General features: G+C 70.1%; 12 protein-coding genes. 5 read left to right on the top strand and 7 right to left on the bottom strand.

Annotated features, from left to right (window positions below):
• From ACZ4TR_RS19255 to ACZ4TR_RS19275, 5 genes are read right to left on the bottom strand one after another with little or no spacing between them, the layout of a single operon-like run.
• The gene (locus tag ACZ4TR_RS19255) at positions 1-1,281 is read right to left on the bottom strand and encodes a serine/threonine protein kinase (protein WP_465288296.1); all 1,281 of its coding nucleotides are present in this window, start codon (positions 1,279-1,281) and stop codon (positions 1-3) included.
• On the bottom strand, positions 1,278-3,350 hold the full coding sequence (locus tag ACZ4TR_RS19260) for a transglutaminase TgpA family protein (protein WP_465288297.1): 2,073 nt from the start codon (positions 3,348-3,350) through the stop codon (positions 1,278-1,280). The genes ACZ4TR_RS19255 and ACZ4TR_RS19260 overlap by 4 nt, the downstream gene beginning before the upstream one ends.
• Entirely contained in the window at positions 3,347-4,474 is a 1,128-nt protein-coding gene (locus ACZ4TR_RS19265; protein WP_465288298.1) for a DUF58 domain-containing protein, read from the bottom strand. Before ACZ4TR_RS19265 ends, ACZ4TR_RS19260 begins: the two co-directional genes overlap by 4 nt.
• The gene (locus ACZ4TR_RS19270) at positions 4,474-5,436 is read right to left on the bottom strand and encodes an AAA family ATPase (RefSeq protein WP_465288299.1); all 963 of its coding nucleotides are present in this window, start codon (positions 5,434-5,436) and stop codon (positions 4,474-4,476) included. The genes ACZ4TR_RS19265 and ACZ4TR_RS19270 overlap by 1 nt, the downstream gene beginning before the upstream one ends.
• Complete coding sequence (locus tag ACZ4TR_RS19275) at positions 5,433-7,523, bottom strand: fibronectin type III domain-containing protein (RefSeq protein ID WP_465288300.1); 2,091 nt, start codon at positions 7,521-7,523, stop codon at positions 5,433-5,435. Before ACZ4TR_RS19275 ends, ACZ4TR_RS19270 begins: the two co-directional genes overlap by 4 nt.
• A gap of 612 nt (positions 7,524-8,135) precedes the next feature.
• Here ACZ4TR_RS19275 and ACZ4TR_RS19280 point away from each other — a divergent pair.
• The 4 genes from ACZ4TR_RS19280 to ACZ4TR_RS19295 all read left to right on the top strand — a co-directional run bounded on the left by ACZ4TR_RS19280 (position 8,136) and on the right by ACZ4TR_RS19295 (position 13,589).
• Positions 8,136-8,483, top strand: coding sequence for a hypothetical protein (locus ACZ4TR_RS19280; RefSeq protein ID WP_465288301.1), 348 nt, complete (start codon positions 8,136-8,138; stop codon positions 8,481-8,483).
• Between the two features lie 939 nt (positions 8,484-9,422).
• Positions 9,423-9,800 (top strand): hypothetical protein, encoded by a 378-nt coding sequence (locus ACZ4TR_RS19285; protein WP_465288302.1) that lies wholly within the window; start codon positions 9,423-9,425, stop codon positions 9,798-9,800.
• Between the two features lie 7 nt (positions 9,801-9,807).
• Positions 9,808-10,695 carry a hypothetical protein gene (locus ACZ4TR_RS19290; protein WP_465288303.1) on the top strand — a complete coding sequence of 296 codons (888 nt, stop codon included), beginning with the start codon at positions 9,808-9,810 and terminating at the stop codon, positions 10,693-10,695.
• Entirely contained in the window at positions 10,692-13,589 is a 2,898-nt protein-coding gene (locus ACZ4TR_RS19295; protein WP_465288304.1) for a CHAT domain-containing protein, read from the top strand. The genes ACZ4TR_RS19290 and ACZ4TR_RS19295 overlap by 4 nt, the downstream gene beginning before the upstream one ends.
• A gap of 368 nt (positions 13,590-13,957) precedes the next feature.
• Here ACZ4TR_RS19295 and ACZ4TR_RS19300 read toward each other — a convergent pair whose 3' ends face one another.
• A complete protein-coding gene (locus ACZ4TR_RS19300; RefSeq protein ID WP_465288305.1) occupies positions 13,958-14,851 on the bottom strand; it encodes a tyrosine-type recombinase/integrase in 894 nt (297 codons plus the stop codon).
• A gap of 409 nt (positions 14,852-15,260) precedes the next feature.
• Entirely contained in the window at positions 15,261-15,650 is a 390-nt protein-coding gene (locus ACZ4TR_RS19305) for a DUF7677 family protein (protein WP_465288306.1), read from the bottom strand.
• A 963-nt stretch (positions 15,651-16,613) separates the two neighbouring features.
• On the opposite strand from ACZ4TR_RS19305, the gene ACZ4TR_RS19310 reads away from it, so the two are divergent.
• Positions 16,614-18,775: ATP-binding protein (locus ACZ4TR_RS19310; RefSeq protein ID WP_465288307.1), on the top strand; the 2,162-nt coding region annotated here is incomplete at its 3' end.

Here is an 18,775-nt window from a genome sequence, read left to right on the forward strand (position 1 = left end):
TCACCGGTTGCACACCGCACCGCGGATCGAGCGCGAGAGGCTGGTGTACACGGTACGGCCGTCGGTCGCGCGCACCTCGAAGCAGTAGCGCTTCAACGGATCGACGGGGATCGTCGCGGTGTGCGCGCGGCTCGCCAGTTCCGCGTGGTTCGGCCCGCCTTCCGGGGCGACGATCACCGCGTAGTCGACCTCGGCCAGGGCACTGGTCCAGCTGAGCACGACCTGGTCGCCGTGGTCCTGGGGTTCGGCCAGCTCCAGCCCGGTCCCCGCCGTCGCCGCCGTCGCCGCCGTCGCCGCCGTCGGCGGTGTCTGCGGAGTCGTGGCCGAGTCGTGCGTGCCGCCGGCGAAGAAGGCGGCCGCTCCGATCGCGGCGACGCACACCGCGGCCGCACCACCGAGCAGGACGTTCCGGCGTGCTCGTTTCGGACGCACGGCGGCCGGCGTCGGCACCCGCGACGGCAGCGCGGAGAAGCTGCTCGCCGCGGCGGTTCCGGACTCGGCGGACGGCGGCAGCAGCTCGGCGAACCGCTCGGCGACCCAGGCGGCGTCCGGTGGGCGGTGCTCGGGGTTCGGGGCGAGCAGCCTGCCGACCATCGCCGACAGGACGACCGGAACGTCGGGATCGTCGATCACCGGGACGGGGGTGCGCAGCAGCCGCAGGACTCGTTCGCCGACCGGTTCGCCGAGCTGCCCCGGCAGCGGGGCATGGCCGGTGAGCGCCCGGTGCAGGAGCGCGCCGAGGCCGTAGAGATCGGTCCGCTCGTCGAGTGTTTCGTCACGCAGTGTCTCCGGCGCCAGGTACTCCAGCTCGGCGTCGATGTCACGCGGGAACGCCTGGCGCAGCGCGACGCCGAAGTCGGCCAGCACCAGTTCGCCGTTCGGGCGGAACAGCACGTTCGCGGGCTGCACGCGGCCGTGCACCACGCCGGCCGCGTGCGCGCCGGCGAGTGCGGACGCCACCACGTGTCCGAGGCCGATGGCGTCGCCGGGCTGGAGCCACCGCTCGTCGGCGATCAGCCGGGCGAGGGATTGGGAGCACAGCTCCATCCGGAGCGCGTGCCGACCGTCGGCCAGCTGCTCGATGCCGTCGACTGGGAGCACCGAGGGCAGCTCCTGGAGCCGGGCGCGGTCGTGTTCGACCGCGGCCAGCGTCCGGCGGTCCAACCGCGCCGGAAAGACCTTGAGCGCCACGGGAACGTCGTCGAACACCCCGGAGTAGACGGTCGCGACCGGGCCGGCGCCGAGCGCGGGTTCGTCCGGCACGGTCAGCACGCTCGTCATGACGGCACCGCACGCAGGCTGCGCACGTCGAAGGCGGCCCGCAGCCGAGCCCGCCACGGCACGCCCGCCAGGCCCTTGCGCACCGCGTGTACCGCCGACCACGCCTGGTCCACGGTCCGGTGGTCGGCGGGATCACCGGACCACAGCGCGACATCGACCTGTCGCGCCAGCCAGCCCAGCCCCTCCCCGACGGAGTTGTCCACAGTGGCCGGAAGACGGCGGGCCAGATCTCGGACGGTTGCCCCGCGAGGCGTCGCGAAGCCGTGTGCCCGCAGGACATCCCGAGCTTCCTGCCACGCCGCGACGACGGCGTCCGCGCCGGTGCGGCGACGGCGTCGCGCCGTGCGCGCGGCACGCAGGACCGGGATCGCCGCGGCCAGCAGGACGAGCACCGCGACAGCGCCGAGGCCCGGCCAAGCCAAGTCCACGGGCCAGTTGATCGGCGAGTCATCGTCCGGCGGCGACGGGGCTCCGGTGTCCGGGACGTCCGGGTCGTGCAGCTGGGCATCGGGCGGCAGCTCTTTCCCGGCTTGATCGACAGCGCGGGCCAGGGCGCCCGGCGCCGCGCCCGTTCCCTTGGCCGCGCTGCCGCTCGGGTCGAGCGGTACCCAGCCGACCCCGGCGACGGCGACCTCGGGCCAGGCGAACGCGTCTCCATTGTGGATGGTCACCGAACCTCCGCTACCGGGCGGAGCCCGGAATCCCACCGCGATCCGGGCGGGCAGGCCGACGATCCGCGCCAGCGCGACGTACGCGGCGGCGAACTGCCCGCTGGTCCCGGCCCGGGTCGTCGTCAGGAACGCGCTCAGCTGCGGCCACCCGCTCCCGGTCGGCAGCACGGGCCCGGTGGCCAGCCGGTAGTGCCCGGCGAGGTAGCGCTCCAGCACCAGGGCCGCCCGGAACGACGGCCGCAGCCCGCCGGTCGCGGTCTTCGCCAGCCCGGCGACCCCCGGCGGCACCTGCCCGACCCCGCCGGTCACCGCCGCGGCGTCGATCCCGGCGTCGAGCAGGTCCCCCGGCGCGACGGCCGGTTCCCGCCAGCCGAGGTCGTAGCAGACCGCGCCGTCGCGACCGGGCAGCAGCAGGGTGCCGGTACGCGGGTCGACCAGCGGCGCGATCCCGGAGACCGAGGTGGGCTCGGCCTGGCTGGGCAGCCAGGGGCCGCTCGAACCGGCCGGGACCGTGATCCGCGCGTGGTGGACGGCCTCACCCAGCGACGATCCCAGCCGCAGGTAGTCCGCGCCAGCCCGCCACGTGACGCCGTCGAAGTCGCCGAGGACCGCGGTCCGCCAGCGGTCGACCGGCGTGGTGCTGGTGTAGCTGAACACCGCCGGCGCCGGGTGGGACAGCCGGTCGGCGACGTCGTCGAGCGGATCGTCGACCCGCAGGGCCGGCGGCGCCGCGGCTTCGTGATCGATCGCCAGCGACGGCCGGGTGCCTTGGTCGATCGCGGTGAGACCCGCCCCGGCGGCCACCGCGAGCAGCGCGCACGGCACCACCAGCAGCACCCGGGCGCCGCCGCGGCGGGTGACGGCGAACAGCGCGCCGGCGACACCGCAGTACGCCAGCCCGGCCGCCGTCGCGACCGGTCCGGACAGCGCCACGTAGGCCTGGCTCAGTCCGGCGACGGCCAGTCCCGGCACCAGCGCCACGGCCGGACGGCGAAGCAGTTCGACGCCGAGCACCGCGGCGACCAGCACCGCGAGGGGGACGAACAGGAGCAGCTCCGCGTCCGGGCGCGCCGGCCACGTCGACTGCAGGGTCAGCTGCCAGGACCGGGTGACGCCGTCCAGCAGGCCGCGCACCATCGCCGCGTCCGGCAGACCCGGGCCGAACTCCAGCTCGCCCAGGGCAAGCAGACCGAGGCCGAGGGAAACCACCGGCCGCCACGGCCGCAGCGCACCGACCCGGGCGCAGAGTTCGGCGCCGGCGAACACGGCCACCAGCACCACGGCGATCGGGAGTAAGAGGGGGCCGAAACCGAAGACCGGCGCGAACAACAGGCCAGGCAGGCCGGTGGCGAACAGCAGCAGCGCCGTCGTCCAGCGTTGTGTCCACGGTGGAGTCATGGGGCAACCGCGTTCCAGCGTCGGGCCGCGTCGGCGGCGTCGGAGACTTCGAGCACGGTCGCACCGGGAATCCCGGCGAGTGGTCCCGGGTCACCGAAGACGAAGACGACCAGCGGCGCGAAGCGGTCGCGCAACGCGGCCAGCGCGGCCCGGTCGGCGGGCGTGCCGCCCGCGGTGACCACGGCCAGGCCGCCGACTCCGCCACGGGTCAGCTGTTCGGGCACCAGCGTTCCGGCGTCGGACGGTTCGAGCACGCACAGCGCGTCCAGTAGTGGCCGCACCGACCGCACCCCGCCGGAGGTCTCCAGGTCGAGACCAGCCGAGGACACCAGCCTCGACGGACGGTCCGCGCGCGCCGCCGACGCGACCAGCGACGCCACGAGATCGACCGCTTCCTCGAGCACCGGCCCCTCCAGGCGGCTGTCCAGCAGCGCGGTGAACCGCGGCTGATCGGGGTCCACGTAGTCGCGGACCATCAACCGGCCGGTCCGGGCGGTCGCCTTCCAATGCAGGTGCCGGACCTCGTCCCCGGGCACGTACTCCCGCACCTCACGCAGGTCGTAGGAGCCGCGTAACCGGTTGTCGGCCGCGGCGCCCTCGTGGTGGTGGCGCGGCCGGCCACCACCGGGCGGGTGCAGGACGTGTACGCGCGGGTGCACCCACAGCGTCGCGGTCTCCCCGGCGGCGAGCTGCCGCCGTCCGAGCCCGAACGGATCACCGCGATCCAGCGTGAGCGGGCCGACCTGGTGCCGGCCACGCCGCGCCGTTGGCAGCTCGTAGTGGTGCACCGCCTCGGCGTTCGGCGCCAGCGCGCGGATCCGGACCTCGCGCAGACCACCGCCGATGCGGTCCCCCGCGCTGAACGCGACCTGCCGGCGTCCCGTCGGGTTGTGCACCCGAAGGGTGGCCACCGCGGGCCGTCCGCGCTCGACGCGGTCCGGGTAGACCTCGCGCGTGACGGCGACGCGCGGACGGCGTCCGGTCAGCACCACCGCTGCCAGGAGCGCGCCGGCCCCGGCCCCGGCGATCGCCAGGAAGAACGGGTAGCCGGCCCACTGGCCGAAGGCGAAGAGCACGACAGTGCCCGCGAGAACCCCGAAACCGCGCCGGGTCAGCCGGATCATCAGACCGTCGTCCCCGCCTTCATCGGCGCGGAGGTCGCGTCGAGGACCTCGTCGACGACCCCGGTGGCGCGACGGCCGTTCAACTCCGCGTCGGCCGTCAGGATCAGCCGGTGCGCGAGCACCGCGTGGGCGACCGCCTTGACGTCGTCGACCGTCACGAACGAGCGGCCGTCGGTCGCCGCGAACGCCTGGCCGGCGCGGATCAGCGCGATGCTGCCACGCGGGCTGGCCCCGTGGCGCAGCGCGACGTGCGCGCGCGTCGCGGCGGCGAGCCGGACGGCGTACTCGCAGACCGCGCGGTCGACGTGCACCGCGCGGACCTGCTGGATCGTCTGCCGCAGCGTCGGAATGTCCACCACCGGGTTGAGCTCGTCCGGACCGATACCGGCGCAGTCGCCCATGATCACCATGACTTCGGAAGCGAGGTCCGGGTAGCCGACGTCGAGGCGCATCAGGAACCGGTCGAGCTGCGCTTCCGGCAGCCGGTAGGTGCCCGCCAGCTCGATCGGGTTCTGCGTCGCGACGACCAGGAACGGCCGCGGCACCTCGTGCCGGACCGCGTCGACCGTGACGGTCCGTTCGGCCATCACCTCGAGCAGTGCCGACTGCGTCTTCGGTGTGCCGCGGTTAATTTCGTCCGCCACGACGACGTTGGCGAACACGGCGCCGGGGTGGAACTCGAAGTGTTCTTCCTTCTGGTGGTACACCGGCACGCCGGTGATGTCGCCGGGGAGCAGGTCCGGGGTGAACTGGATGCGGTTCCACGACCCGCCGATGCTGCGGGCCAGGCAGCGCGCCAGCGTCGTCTTGCCGACGCCGGGCACGTCTTCGACGAGCAGGTGCCCCTCGGCGAACAGGGTGGCGACGGCGAGGCGCACCAGCTCCGGCTTGCCGCGCAGGACACTGTGGACGTTCGCCGCGATGCGCTCGTAGACGGCGCCGGGCGGAAGTGCTTGGGTCATGGTTTCTTCCACTTGATCGTGTTGGATTCGACTGTGCCGTCGGGGGTGGTGACGCTGACCCAGATCGTCTGGCCTGGTTCGTCGTAGTCGAGCTGGTTGTAGGTCAGCGAGCCGTTCGCGTTGGTCCGCGCCGACTCGGTCCGCACGTTGGTGTTGCTGTCGGAGCTGAGCCTGATGTTGTACGTCGTGTTCGGGGCGAAGCCCGTCATCGTCACGTTCACCCGCGCGCAGTCCGGCGCATCGCAGCTGCCGCTCGTGGTCGGAGCACCTTGGGTGATCGTGATCTTCGGTGACGGCACGGTGATCGACTTCGATGCCGCGGCGCCGGTGCGGGTCTGCCCGTCGGGCGTGCGGGCCACCGCGCGGACGGTGAAGGTGTAGGACTTCCCCGCGCTCAGCCCGGAATACGTCGCGGTCGTGCCGGACACCGTCTGCTGCGCCAGCCCGGTCCCGGTGACGACGTAGTGCACCAGCTGCCCGCCACCGAGGTCGGGCTGGGTCCACGACAGCGACGCGCCTCCGTCGCGGTAGGTCGCGGTGAGCTTCGGCGCCGACGCGGCCGCCGCCGGGGTCGCGGACGCCGACGCACCCGGGCCGGTGCCCGCCTTGTTCTCCGCGACGACGGTGAACGTGTAGCGGGTTCCGTTGGCCAGACCGGTGATCGTGACCTGCCGGGTCCCGCCCCCAACCGTCCGCGTACCGCCGCCCCAGCTGACCCGGTAGGACGTCACGGCCGCCCGGTTGTCCGCGGCCGCACCCCAGCTCACCGTCGCCGAGCTGTCGCCGCCGGTCGCCGACACCCCCGGCGGCGCACCGGGCGGACTGGCCGGAACCGCGGGCGGAGCCGAGTTCTGCGGCGGGGGCGACGGGTTATGGGGCTTCGGCTTGGTGCCGCTGTCGCCGTCCGGCTTCCCGCCCGTGCCCGGCTGCTCGACCGGGGGGAGCACCGGAGGTTGCCCCGGCATGGGGTGGTCCGGCGCCGGCTGGTCCGGCTTGCCGGCGGGCGGCACCACCGGCACGTCGGAGACCTTGCCGTCCTTCCCGACGACCAGCACGTGGGTCCCCTGACCGCCATCGACGTAGACGCGGGCGTCTTCGCCCCGGACGAGCCGGGAGGTTCCTTCACCGGGCGGCACCGGCTTGGTGTCGAGCGGCCGGCCGGCGGCGTCGAAGGTGAGCAGGGTGCCGGTGCTGCGGTTCACCAGCGCGACAACGGGTCCACCGGCCACCGGACCGTCGTACTGCCCCGCGGGCAGCGCCACGACGATCGCCGGCCGCGGGTCCGTCGCCGGATCGACGAGGTACAGCCGGTTCGCGGACGGATCGAGAACGGGCACCCGCCCCGCGACGTCGTTGGCCGCCGGCCGCAGGTCCGCGGCGGCCACGACGCCCATCGGCACCGCCGCGCCGAGGCCACCGGCCTCGACCGCGCGCAACGAACCGTCAGTCGTGTCGACGAAGCGCAACGAGTCGCCGACCAAGGTCAGCGCCCCGTGGTGACCGGCAGGCAGCGCCACCGGGCAGGACGAGAGGCCGACCGCGCCCCGGTCGAGGCGGCAGAGGAGCCCGGAGGTGGTGCGGGGCAGCCAAAGCGTGCCATCGGCGGTGGCGACGGGGTCACCGACCGGGCCACCGGCGGACATCGTCGCGGCCGGGTCCCCGAGCCGGGCGACCTGCCCGGCCCGGCGGTACACCACGTATGGCCCGCCCGCGGTCTCCACCCCCACCGGAACCTCGGCCGACGGCGGCACCGCCGACGGCCGGGCCGTCAGGTCCGACTTGCCGAACTCGGTGATCCGCGTGCTGCCGACGACGTACCCGCTGGTATCCCCCTGCAGCACCTGACTGCCCTGATCACCGGGCACCGCGACCTGCGCGTCGATGCCGGCGGTGCCACCGTCGACGTGGAAGGCCACGCGCAGCACCGAGTTGTAGACCCAGTGACCACCGGGCAACACCCGCAGACCGGGCAGTGGGTTCGCGGCCCCACTGACTGCGGCGACGACGCCCGCGGTCACCACCACGACGATCCCCACGACCGGCAGCCGGGTCCGCCACGAGTACTTCCGCCGAATGCTGTTCGTCACGGGAGCGGACAGTAACCACGCGAACCGGGAGGGGTCCCGCGATCGACCAAGGGCCAGTTCCCTTGATCCGGCACATGGCGGTGGTGCAGCGCCGGCGCCCTCCAGCGTGTCCTGGTTCCCGGCGAGGGCCTCGTCCACGCTCTCACCGGTCCTGACGTAGAAATGCTGGCTCGTGTAGCAACCGTCCTACCTGAGCCGACCAGGCCATGTCCCCCGTCGAGGTATCGGAACTGTGATGGAGCGGCACGTAGAAGCCGGTGGGCCTGTCCCCGGTCGCCACGGCCGCCCGAAACAGGCGAGAACGGTGGCCGCGTCCGCCGCGGCAGCCTTGGCCCGCCGGGTGGCGCGCGACCTGCGGCGCGCCGCTCACGTGTGCCACCTCGACGGCGACCGCAGCAACGAAGTCGGCTGCTGGCACCATTCGGTCAGCTCGAGAGCGAACACGGCGACGCCATCGCGGCGCGGCAGAGCATCTGGTCCTCGTGCTCGAACTGTGGAAAGCCATCGACCCGCCCGACCGTACCGAAAACTTTCGAGTCTCGATCGACGAGGTAGCCGAGAGGCAGCGCACACCGGGACCGGTCCCGGCAGGCCTGACTAACTTGCGGCGATATGAGCGAAACCGGCAGTTCGGAGGTTCCGCGCCCAAGCGTCGTCGGCGCGGCTTCGATGTTGTGGATCATCCTGGGGGTGTGGTTCGCGTTCGGCGGCTTGGCAGCCCTGGCCAGGGGTTACCTGCTCGCCGGTGCGTTCGCCGTGCTCGGCGTCATTCTGTGGTGGAACGGACTCCGGCTCCGGCGCGGCCGGGATGTCCGCATGGTGCTGCTCGTATGCGGGGCGGTGTCTTGCCTGACGATGTTCCCCATCCTGTTCGTCGTCCCGGCCGCGGTGCTGCAGTATCACCGACACAGCCAGCGTTGGTTCGCCCTCCCGCACGCCGAGCCAGAAAACCGGCTATAGCGCTACGTCGCGAAGCTCGCGACGACCTGCTGGGCCGCCTTCAGCGAGTCGGCGCTCCACGGTCAGGATCATGATCTCCACGAGCTAGTCGAAATCGTGCACGCCGCCGACCGGATCGTCGAGGTAAAGCACAAGAAGTCCCTCTCGACGACCTCTTCCCCAGAGCCAGCAGCCTTTGCGGGCGCCAACTCGCAAGTCGGAGAACCGAAAGCCGGCATCCAGCGACCTGACCTCGGCCAAATCCTGAACCAGCCAGTCGTAGGCGAGACTGGTCGACCATCGCGACCCGGGGCTCTTCGTCGTTATCAGGTATGCAGACGAGCCCCTCTACCCGCACCGGAAGCATGCCGTACAGGCCCATGGCGTCCCGAATGCGGCGAAGTTGAGCTCGACGAGCTGACGGTAACCGATCAACGCCTCTCGCACCATGTGCGAGCCACTGCGAGGGTCAACTCGGGCGAGTACGACTGCCACGCCCACTTGCCGGCGTTCGGTTGGTCGCCGTCGGGCCAGGGCGGTGTGAACACCTCGCCGTCCTCTGCCCTGAGCTGAGTCGATAACCAGCGGATATCGTCGGCGTCGACGGTGCGGCCAGGAGATCGCCAGGTTGAGTGTTCGGACGCGTCGGCCTGGTCCAGCCAAGCAGTCCTCCCGGTCACGCGGTGCTGCGCGTTCGCCCGCTGGTCGCACTGTGAGGTCGCGCCGGATGCCACGGCGGTCGCCTCTCTCGGGGAGTGGTCATGTTCTTGTCGTGTTTTCGGCAGCTCCAAGGAGCGGCCGTGCTGACACGGCTCGCGTTCGAGGGTTCAGATGCGGGTTACGGGCGCGCGCGTCGCAGTGCCGAGCTGGTACGCACTCCGTCGGAATCGCCGGGCCCTACGCCCGGACCCGGTACCGTGAACCCGAGAGTCACGCCGGGCGAGGGGCTGGAGGCGGAGAGTGCGTGATGAGGACGTCGTCGCCGCGGCGCGGACGATCAGGGACCAGTGGACGGCGCGTCCCGAAGCCGGCCGGATAGCAGACCTGCTGACCCAAGCTGACGCCGGTGAGCCGGTCGCCGACGAGATCCTCCAGGTACTGACCGCAGACCCCGAGCTCCGGGCCGCAATGCGTCGCCACCTGCCGGAAGAGCCCGACACCACCCGGGCCACCGAATCAGTGGGCACCTACACGAGCCTGCCCGGCCGGGGCGAACCGTCGGCCCCGCTGCGATACGGCTGTGCCGACTGCGGCTACGAGTACCCGGTGTTCGAAGTCGGCGAGCCCGTGCCCGAGCGGTGCCCGCGAGGGCACGGCCCGCTGACGGCGGTCCGGTGATACCCACGTGCTGACCGGGATGTGGTCGGGGTTGGGCGGCAAGGTCGCCGACCGATGGGCAAGCCTGCTGCTCTCCCCCGCGCTGGTGTTCTGGATCGGCGGCGTGCTGGCGTGGACGGCCCCGCAGGACCTCGGCCGGCGCTGGTCGGAGACGTTCGGCGGCGCGACGCCCGCGGCGCAAGTGGTTCTCGCCGTGGTGGCGCTGCTGCTCGTGGCGGGAACGGCACGGCTGGCCGACCTCGTCACGCCGGGCGTGCTGCGCACACTCGAAGGCTACTGGCCGGCCTGGGCAGGTCCGGCCCGGGCGCTGCTGGTTCGGCTGCGCGGCCGGCGCATCGACCGCCGGCAGGAGCGCTGGCGGGAACTCGCGCGCCGGGAAGACAGCCTGACCGCGGGCGAGCGCACCCGCTACGCGACGTTGAACGCCTGGCGGGCCGGTGTTCCCGCCGACCCCCGCGACCGCATGCCGACGCGGCTGGGCAACGTGCTCAAGGCCGCCGAAACCCGGGCCCGGCACCGCTACGGCTTGGACGCCATCGTGTGCTGGCCACGGCTGTGGCTGGTCCTGCCGGACGCGGCGCGCACCGAAGTCACCGCGGCGCGGTCGCGACTGGACGAGGGCGCGAGGCTCTGGCTCTGGAGCCTTCTCTTCCTGGTGTGGACGCCGTTCAGCTGGTGGGCCCTCCTGCCGGCAGTGCTCGGGACGGTCATCGGGTACCGCGTCACGCTGGCCGCCGCGGGGACGTACGGACAGCTGATCCAGAGCTGCTACGACCTCTACCGCACCGAGCTCTACACCGCGCTGGGCGTCGAGCCCGCCGACGGACGTCAGCTCGGGGAGCAGGTGACCGCCCACCTCGAGCGCGGTACTCCCCTGCCGGGGAACCCCGAATGACCGGACGCGCGGCGGACCGGCTGGGCTGGCGTCCGATACCGGACGTCCCCCGCCGGTTCCGGCGGCGGCTGGACCAAGCCGACGACGCCTTGGGGCGCCACCTCGACGACGGTGCGTCCACCGGGTTGAACCGGCTCGTCGAGACGCTGGACGGCCTCGTCGCCGACCGGCGGTTCTCCGCGGCCACGCCCGCCTTCCGGCAGGCGGTGCTCAACCGCGCCGCCATCGCCCACAACTGGCGGGGCATCCTGACCGCGACGATCGCCGACATCGAAACGGCGGTCACGCTGCTCACCGACGGACTCGGGCTCGCCCCGGACGGCAGCCTCGAACGAGCCCGGATGGAATGCAACCTCGGCAGCTGCCTGATCCACCTCCACCACGAGTACAACGACCCGGAGTTCCTCGACCGCGCTGCCCGGCACCTACGACGGGCCGTCGCCGCCGCGGACGACGACGCGACGTTGCTCGCATTGGGCCGGTCTCACCTGAATTCCGTGCTGCACTCCCAATTCCTGGCCAGTGGTGACCCCACGCTGCTGACCGAGGCGATCCACCTCGCCGAGCTGTGCGTGGCCGACGCCGCCGGCGGGTTCGACTACCAGTACAGCCTGGCGAAGCTCCTGTTCACCAGGTACACCGTCCACGGCGGGCTGGACGATCTCGACCGGGCCATCGACCTCCTGCGCGAAGCGAAGGGCAGACGCGGCCCCGACGGCGTCGCGGGGAACGCCACGGATCACGGGGAAACGATCGGCATGTACCTGCGCAACCGGTACCTCAGGACCCGGTCCCCGGCCGACCTGGAGGAGGCCATCGGGCTGCTGCGGAGAGCTGTCGGGCTGGGCGGGAACGGCGAGTTGACCGCCCTGGACAGCCTGGGGAACGCCTTGCTGACCCGTTATCACGACTTCGGTGACGAGAACGACGTCCACGCCGCGGCCGACTTGCACCGACGGGAGTTGGCCGCCCGGCCAGCCGGCGATTGGCAGGTCGCCGGCTCGCACAACAACCTCGCCAACGCACTGGACACGCTCAGCCGGATCACCGGCGACCGCCAAACCGCCGCCACCGCGCTGGAGCACTACCGCACCGCGCTGCGGCTCACCCCGGAAGCCTCACAGGAGCGCGCACCCCGGCTGTACAACCTCGGGCGGACACTGCAGGACCGCAGTGCATCCACCGGCGACGCGACGATGGCCGCGGAAGCCATCGAGTGCTACCGGCAAGCTCTGCGCCACGGACTGGAGACTTCCCTCGAGTGGGCGCTGTCCGCAGGGCGCGCTTGGGGTGATTGGGCCACCCGGCGGGAGAACTGGGACGAGGCGTGCACGGCCTACGGCGGTGCTCTGGAGGCAACCCGGCGACTGTTCCGCACGCAGGTTCTGCGCGAGGACCGCGAGACCTGGCTGACCGAGTCCCAGGGATTGCCCGCAGCGGCGGCCTACGCGATGTTTCGAGCCGGCCAGCTCGAAGACGCCGTGCTGGCCCTGGAGTCAGGTCGCAGCTTGCTGCTTTCCGAGGTGCTCGAACGCGAACGGATCGAGCTGGACGAGCTAGCCGGCACAGAACACGCCGACCTGGTCCGGCGCTACCGGGAGGCGACCGCGGCGCTGGACGGCGCGCAGTCGCAGGGCACCGGCCCGAGGGTGCTGCGCGCGCATCGCGCCACGATCGACGAAGTGATCGAGTCGATCCGCGGCGTTCCCGGCTACGAGCGCTTCCTCCACGCTCCCACCCTCGCGGACGTCCGCGACGCGATCACCGACGGCACGGTCGTCGTCTACGTCGCAGCCGCGCGTCCAGCCGGCGTCGCGCTGGCTGTCGGTGCCGATGGTGGGGTCCACGCGATCGAGCTCCCCGCGGCCACCGCCTCCGCGGTCCAGCGGCGCGCGGACGCCTTGCTCGAGGGCCGCCGTCGGGCGACTTCCCGGGTCGGTGCTTGGGAAGGGACGATCGACGCGGTCACCCGGTGGTCGTGGACGGCGATCATGGCGCCAGTACGATCACTCGCCGGAAACGCCGGACGGATCGCCTTGGTGCCTTCGGGCGGTGTGACGACGCTTCCCCTGCACGCGGCGTGGATGCCGGTCGAGGAAGGCCGCCGGTACGCCCTCGACGACCATGTGGTGACCTACGTGCCGAACGCCCGCAGCCTCCGGGTCACCGGCCGGATCGCGGCACGGACACCGGGCACACAGCTGGCTGTGATCGCCGACCCGCGCCCGAGCTCGTGGGAACCGATCGGCTACGCGCGAGCCGAAACGGCATGGGCTCGGCACTGGTTTGCGGCGTCTGCCGTGCTTACCGGCGACATGGCCGACCGCCCGTCGGTGCGCGCTGCCCTGGCCACCGCGGACGTCCACCACTTCATCTGCCACGGCAAGGCCCACCCGGACGAGCCGCTGAACAGCGCGCTCGTCCTGGCCGGCGACGATGAACTGACCCTGCGCGACATTCTCGAGCTCCGGCTCATCGGCACCGGATCAGGAGTCCGCCTCGCCGTCTTGTCCGCCTGCGACACCGACCAACCGGGAAGCGTGCTGCCGGACGAGGTCATCAGCCTGCCCACCGGCCTGATCCAAGCGGGCGTCGCAGGTGTCGTCGCGACCCGTTGGGCTGTCCGCAGCGAGGCCGTGAGCCTGCTCATCGCGCGGTTCTACCAGCTGTGGCGGTCCGAAGGACAGCAGCCGGCGGCGGCGTTGCAAGCCGCCCAACGCTGGCTCAGGGACACGACGAACGCGGGGAAGGCCCGGGATCTCGCCGCCGTGGTGCCGCTCGCCGCGGACCCGGACCTGACCGGCCTGGTCCGCGCACTTCATCTGAGGGATCCTGACGAGCGGGCCTACCGGCACCCGGCCGACTGGGCTGCCCTCAGCTACCACGGGTTCTGACGCGGCACGAGCCGGTTTCGCGGGAGCCGGACGATCAGAGGCGCCACTGACACATGCGACCGCAGCCTGGCTTTCGCCGCGGTTATCAATGTGGTGACGGCGTAAGCGGCGGCGCCCAGTTGTCCGCTCTTCGGCATGAGCGAGCGGTGCACACAGGCGAATCCGGTCGCTGCGGCCGAGGCCACCGACCTACCATCGCGGAGAGCCCGCCCAAGGCGCATCTACCCGGTAAGGGTGCGTCCTGCCCGTCGCATGGTGGGGGTGGCAGCCCGTTCGAGCCGGGCCGGGTCCGGGGAACTCACTCCTCGACGGGAGGTGTCGGGGTTCCCGCATCAAACGCGCTTGTCGGCACGATAGTGCGTTGGGTGTCAGGTTGCGGACGCCATGTACGCCGCCAGGATGTAGTTCGGATGCCGGTCGAGGTTCTTGCGGGCACGGTCGTAACGCATGGTCGTGCGCGGGTCGGCATGGCGGGCAGCGATCTGGACATCGCGCAGGTCGACGCCCGCGTCGAGCATCGTGGTGACGAAGGTGTGGCGGAGCATGTGCGGGTGCATCCGCGGGAGCCGCACGACCGAGGCCTCGGCCAGCCTGCGCAGCCGGCGGGTGGCGCAGTGCCGGTCCATGCGGATGCCTCGTCGGTTGAGCAGGACTGGACCGTGCTCGCGGTCGCCGACGGCTCGGTCGATCGCCCGGCCGACCGCTGGCGGCAGCGGCACTAAGACAATTTTGCCGCCCTTGCCGACCACCCTCAGCACCCGATGTCCGTGTTCCTCGCCGATGTCGCTGATGTCCGCGGCGCAGGCCTCGAACACTCGGAGGCCGAGTAGGCCGAGCGTCGCGACCAGCGCGAAGTCGAACGGGTTGACCGATTCCCGGGCCGCGCTCAGCAGCGCCTCGAACTGTAGGTGGGATAGGCCGAGGGTTGGTGACTCGTTGGGCACCATCGGACGCCGGACGTACTCCGCCGGCGAGTGCTCGAGCACGGTGTCGATGACGCAGGTGCGGTAGAAGCCGGTGACCACGGACATCCTGCGCGAGACCGTGGAGGGCTTGAATCGTCGCACCTCTTGCATCCAGCGCACGTACAGCTCGATCTGCGCCCGGCGCGCTGCCAGCGGGGCAACGTCGCGTTCGCCGCACCAGGTGAAGAAGATCCGCAGGTCCGACTCCGAATGCGTCCGCGAAGCGCCGGTATAGCGTCCGAGGTACGCCGTAGCCGCCAGTCGTAGCATGGTTTCGTCCAGGTCCGAGGGCTCCATGACCTCCGATGCTCGATGAGATCGCTCGCAGCACAAGGTCGGGGAGCGCGCCACCTGCGGCATGAGCGGGCGTTGGCGAGGATACTGGCCGAATGCCGAGCAACGGACGAAGGAGCGGGCAGCCGGCGTTGTGCCGCGGTCGAGGGGTGGCTGCCTACCTTGCCGATGAGGGCGCGGAGTCCACAACATCACCAACGTCGCCGATCAGGAGGATGCGGGGCTGGCGGTGTTGATCTTGACCGCGCCGGCGGCAGCGGCTGTGACGGCCCTGGCTGAGGCGACGGGCCGCACACCGTTGGAAGCTTTGCGCTCGATCGACGGCGGGGAAAGTTGACGGTCGGACTGCGCCGGCCATGGCGATCACGAGGAGGTCGCCCGGCCGTGTCGAGTCGTCGACTGCAACCGCCGCTCAGTAGAGCTGGACCTCCCACCCATCCAGTTCTGCCTCCCCGGGTGGGAGTTCTCCTGTGCAGTACTTGTAGAGCCACAGCGCGGCGCGGCGTTCAGCGTGCTTTTCGTTGACGGGTTGGCCCTGATCGTCAAGCTCGAGGACGTTTGCGAAGATGGCGAAACAGACCTCCATCTGGGACGGTGAGTCCTTGAGCTCGTCCCAGTAGTCGATCCCGTCCAGCATCGGATGGCCGACCGAGCCCCGGGCGACCCATCCGGCAAAGCGCCGGATCGCTCCTGAAGCGCCGGGGCTGAGATGTGTGGACACGCAGGGAATGTACCCGACGCCGTTGGCTGCGAAATCCTCAATTCGGCAGTAGCGACGTCTACGGCGCTCGACCAGCGGCATGACAGGACGTCTGGCCGCCGACTGGTACGCTCGGGCTCGCCGGTCGGAGTGGATCTTGCGCCGAGTGTCTTTGTTGAAATCTCGAAGGACATCAACCTGTCGATCAATTCCGACGCGTTCTTCGTTTCCTTGTACCGCCATGTAGGCCTGCGAATGTATCGGCGGATTCGCGCACTTCACCCCGCCACAGCAGATGTATGTGTGACCTTCCAGTCTGCAAGTTGTCCTGTCGTGCCACGCGGTCCGCTTGCTGAGGCAGGTCCTGGTCTTTCGATTGAACTGCGACTCGTGGAGATATATATCCGCTGTAACGACGTCCGCCGCGCTTCTTCGGCTTCTGGTCCTGCAGCCAACGGCGGTCTTGATTACGGTCGGCAACCCACGCCAGCTAACCCGATGAGTGCCTACAATGCCCGGACGGACGTTCACGACGCATCCCCATGGACGCCAATGGTTCCGGCCTTCGTCACCTCATCTCGGCGCTGGTTGCACGCTCATCGACGCAGGAGGACGCTGGATGGTTGTGAACCGTGGTGACATAGAGCGATGACCTAAGGACTCGTTGCGATGTGCACGTCGCTGTGTGTAACAGGGGCCAACTGGCGACCGTTAAGAACGTGACAGCCTTATCCACTGGAGGTGCGATGGTGACAAGAACAGCCGTAACAGCAGGTAGCGCGGCGAGCTTTGTCGTGGCTGCGGTCGCGGGGGTACTGGGGAACCAGCTGACCAGGGATGCGATGTGGGCCTGGATCGCGTTCGGGGCGGCATTGGTAGTCGGCGCCGGGGTGACCGCGTTCGTCGCGTACCGGAGCGCGGCCAAGGACCGGTCCGCCGAGCCGGAGCCGCGCACGATCGAGGGGCCAGTAGCAAGAAAGGGTGACATTACGCTAAAAGGTAAATATGTCGCAGGACACGACCTCACCGTCACCCCTCCTGTGCGACCCATGGGCAAGGACTCTGATGGCCCGCGATAAAGCGCAGAGCCGTGTCGAGGGTCCTGTCGTAGAAGAAGGGAACATCACGCTCACCGGCGGGCACGTCGCCGGGCATGACTTGACGGTGATCTACAACGGCGTGCCTGAGGAAGATGTCGTGCCATTCCTGGTCGTAGACCGGGAGTACCTTGTGGCGCAGGCGCGCATGCCGAAGCGACGCTATGTGGCGCGGTCGCCGGATTGGGCCGACGTCGTGCACGGCGGCGATCCGGAACTGCGTTTTATTGAGCGCGACCAGACTGATGTGTTGTATGCTGCAGTGAAAGATGAACTGCTGGAGCCGATTGTGCGTGGCACGGACCGGCAGTTGCACTCGTTGTTCGTCCTGGGTGCACCCGGGGCAGGGAAGACGACGCTGGTCCGGCGGGTGGCGGCGATGCTGGTCATGGCTGGTGAGTGCGTGGTCGCTGACTTCGGAGTGAAGACCGAACGGGTGATGAATGCCAGCGGTACCGCCTACCTCCGTGCGCTAGACCGACTCGCCGCTGAAGGCGTGCCTGTGCTGGTTCTGCTGGATGATCCGTTCTTCGCGAACTCCGGCTGGGTCGAACTGCTGCAGGCGCTTGGTCGTCCGCAACACCGCGGGGTCTCTGTGTTGGGCGCGAGCCCAGACTTTTTGTTTCATCGCTTCGCGCACTGGCTGTTTGGCAGGCAGGTGCTCGGTCGGACGTTCGAAGTCTCCCGGCCCTCCGAGGAGGAACGGGAGCGGTTGGCCCTTCTACACCATAGAGATCCGACCAGTCCACTAACCGCCGACGCGGACTTGCTGGTTATCGCTATGGAGGCCGCTGCGGGTGAGTCTTTTCGTGACATCATGCAGCGGATCTGGATGACGCTCAACGGCGGCATCTCGATAGATCCGACTACGGATATCCGCCAGCTTCCCTGGCCAGTGGCCGCCTTTGCGGTGACCTGTTATTTCCACCGCCACCACGTGCTGTGTCCCGAGCCTCTGCTGCAGGAATTTCTGTCGATCACTCTCGCCGAGAAACCTCCGAGCTACCTCGCGCAAGAGATGCAAGAAATGGTGACGCGTGACGGCTGGCGTATCTTCTCCGTGCACACTCCGCTCCATGGGCTTCCGGACTACCGGCTCGTTGGCACTACTCACGCGCGGGTCGCGGGTGAAGCGTGGCAGCACCGCCCCCTCCGTGGCCTCGACGTGGACAGGGGTGTGCTCGAGGCCTCTGTGCGGGCGTATACAGCCGTCCCGCAGCTAGCGGAGATGATCCTTGCTCACAAGGCGCAGCAGGCGAACCAGCTCGCCAGGCAATTTGCCACGCGGTGGAGCGCCGCCGTTGCACATGGGACCATGGAGACGAAGTCGTTGTGTGGTTTGGTACGAGCGCTCAAACCGTCGAGGGCGGCTCGGCTGAATTTCCGCGCCGCGCTACGTAAGTGCCTAAACGCTGAGGACGCCCAAAGTTGGCTTGCCGCCTGGCAGCTGTACCACCTGTCGTCCGCAAATTTGCATCCGCAGGAACGGAAGTTCCTACTTACTGTTGACCTCCCATGGACGCTCAAGGTTGCCGATTTCTCTGTGGGGCCCCTTGAGTCGATCGAGATAGCCGAACGCCTGGGTGCCGACTGCCGGGAAATCATCATTGAGCGACTCACGCGGAGCCTCCGCAAGGAGCTGGAGTGGACCGCGGACGCTCGGCAGGTGGCCTGGCTGCTCCGAAGTCTGCCGGTGACCGACCTGGTCGTACTTCTGGAGCCGGTGTACGTCTGGTTGGAAGCCGATTCGCTGGCTGACGACGAGGGCAACAAGCCAAGCGCGGCGATTGTAATCGAAGCGCTCATTCGCCTGCTGAACACAGACGGCCTGCTCGACAGTGAGGCGACTTCCCGACTGCTCAGCGTGGTTTTCGACTGGATGCTCGCTGCACCTAATGTGCCTGACCACGTACTGTTGGCGGCGCTCAGCGTTGCCGAGAATGCCGACAAAGAGCATGGGTCGGTAGGTGAAGTTATCCTGATCCAGCTGTTTGAGTGGCTGCAAGACCGGTCGGAGAACAACCAGCATGCGTGGAGTGCGCTGCTGTCCATGTTGGGGCGGGTTCCCGACTTCGCCGACTTGGCGCGTGAGATCGTGCCGGCGGCGTTCGCATGGCTGCGGGATCGGCA

The sequence above is a fragment of the Amycolatopsis sp. NPDC028719 genome, from assembly GCF_055565395.1.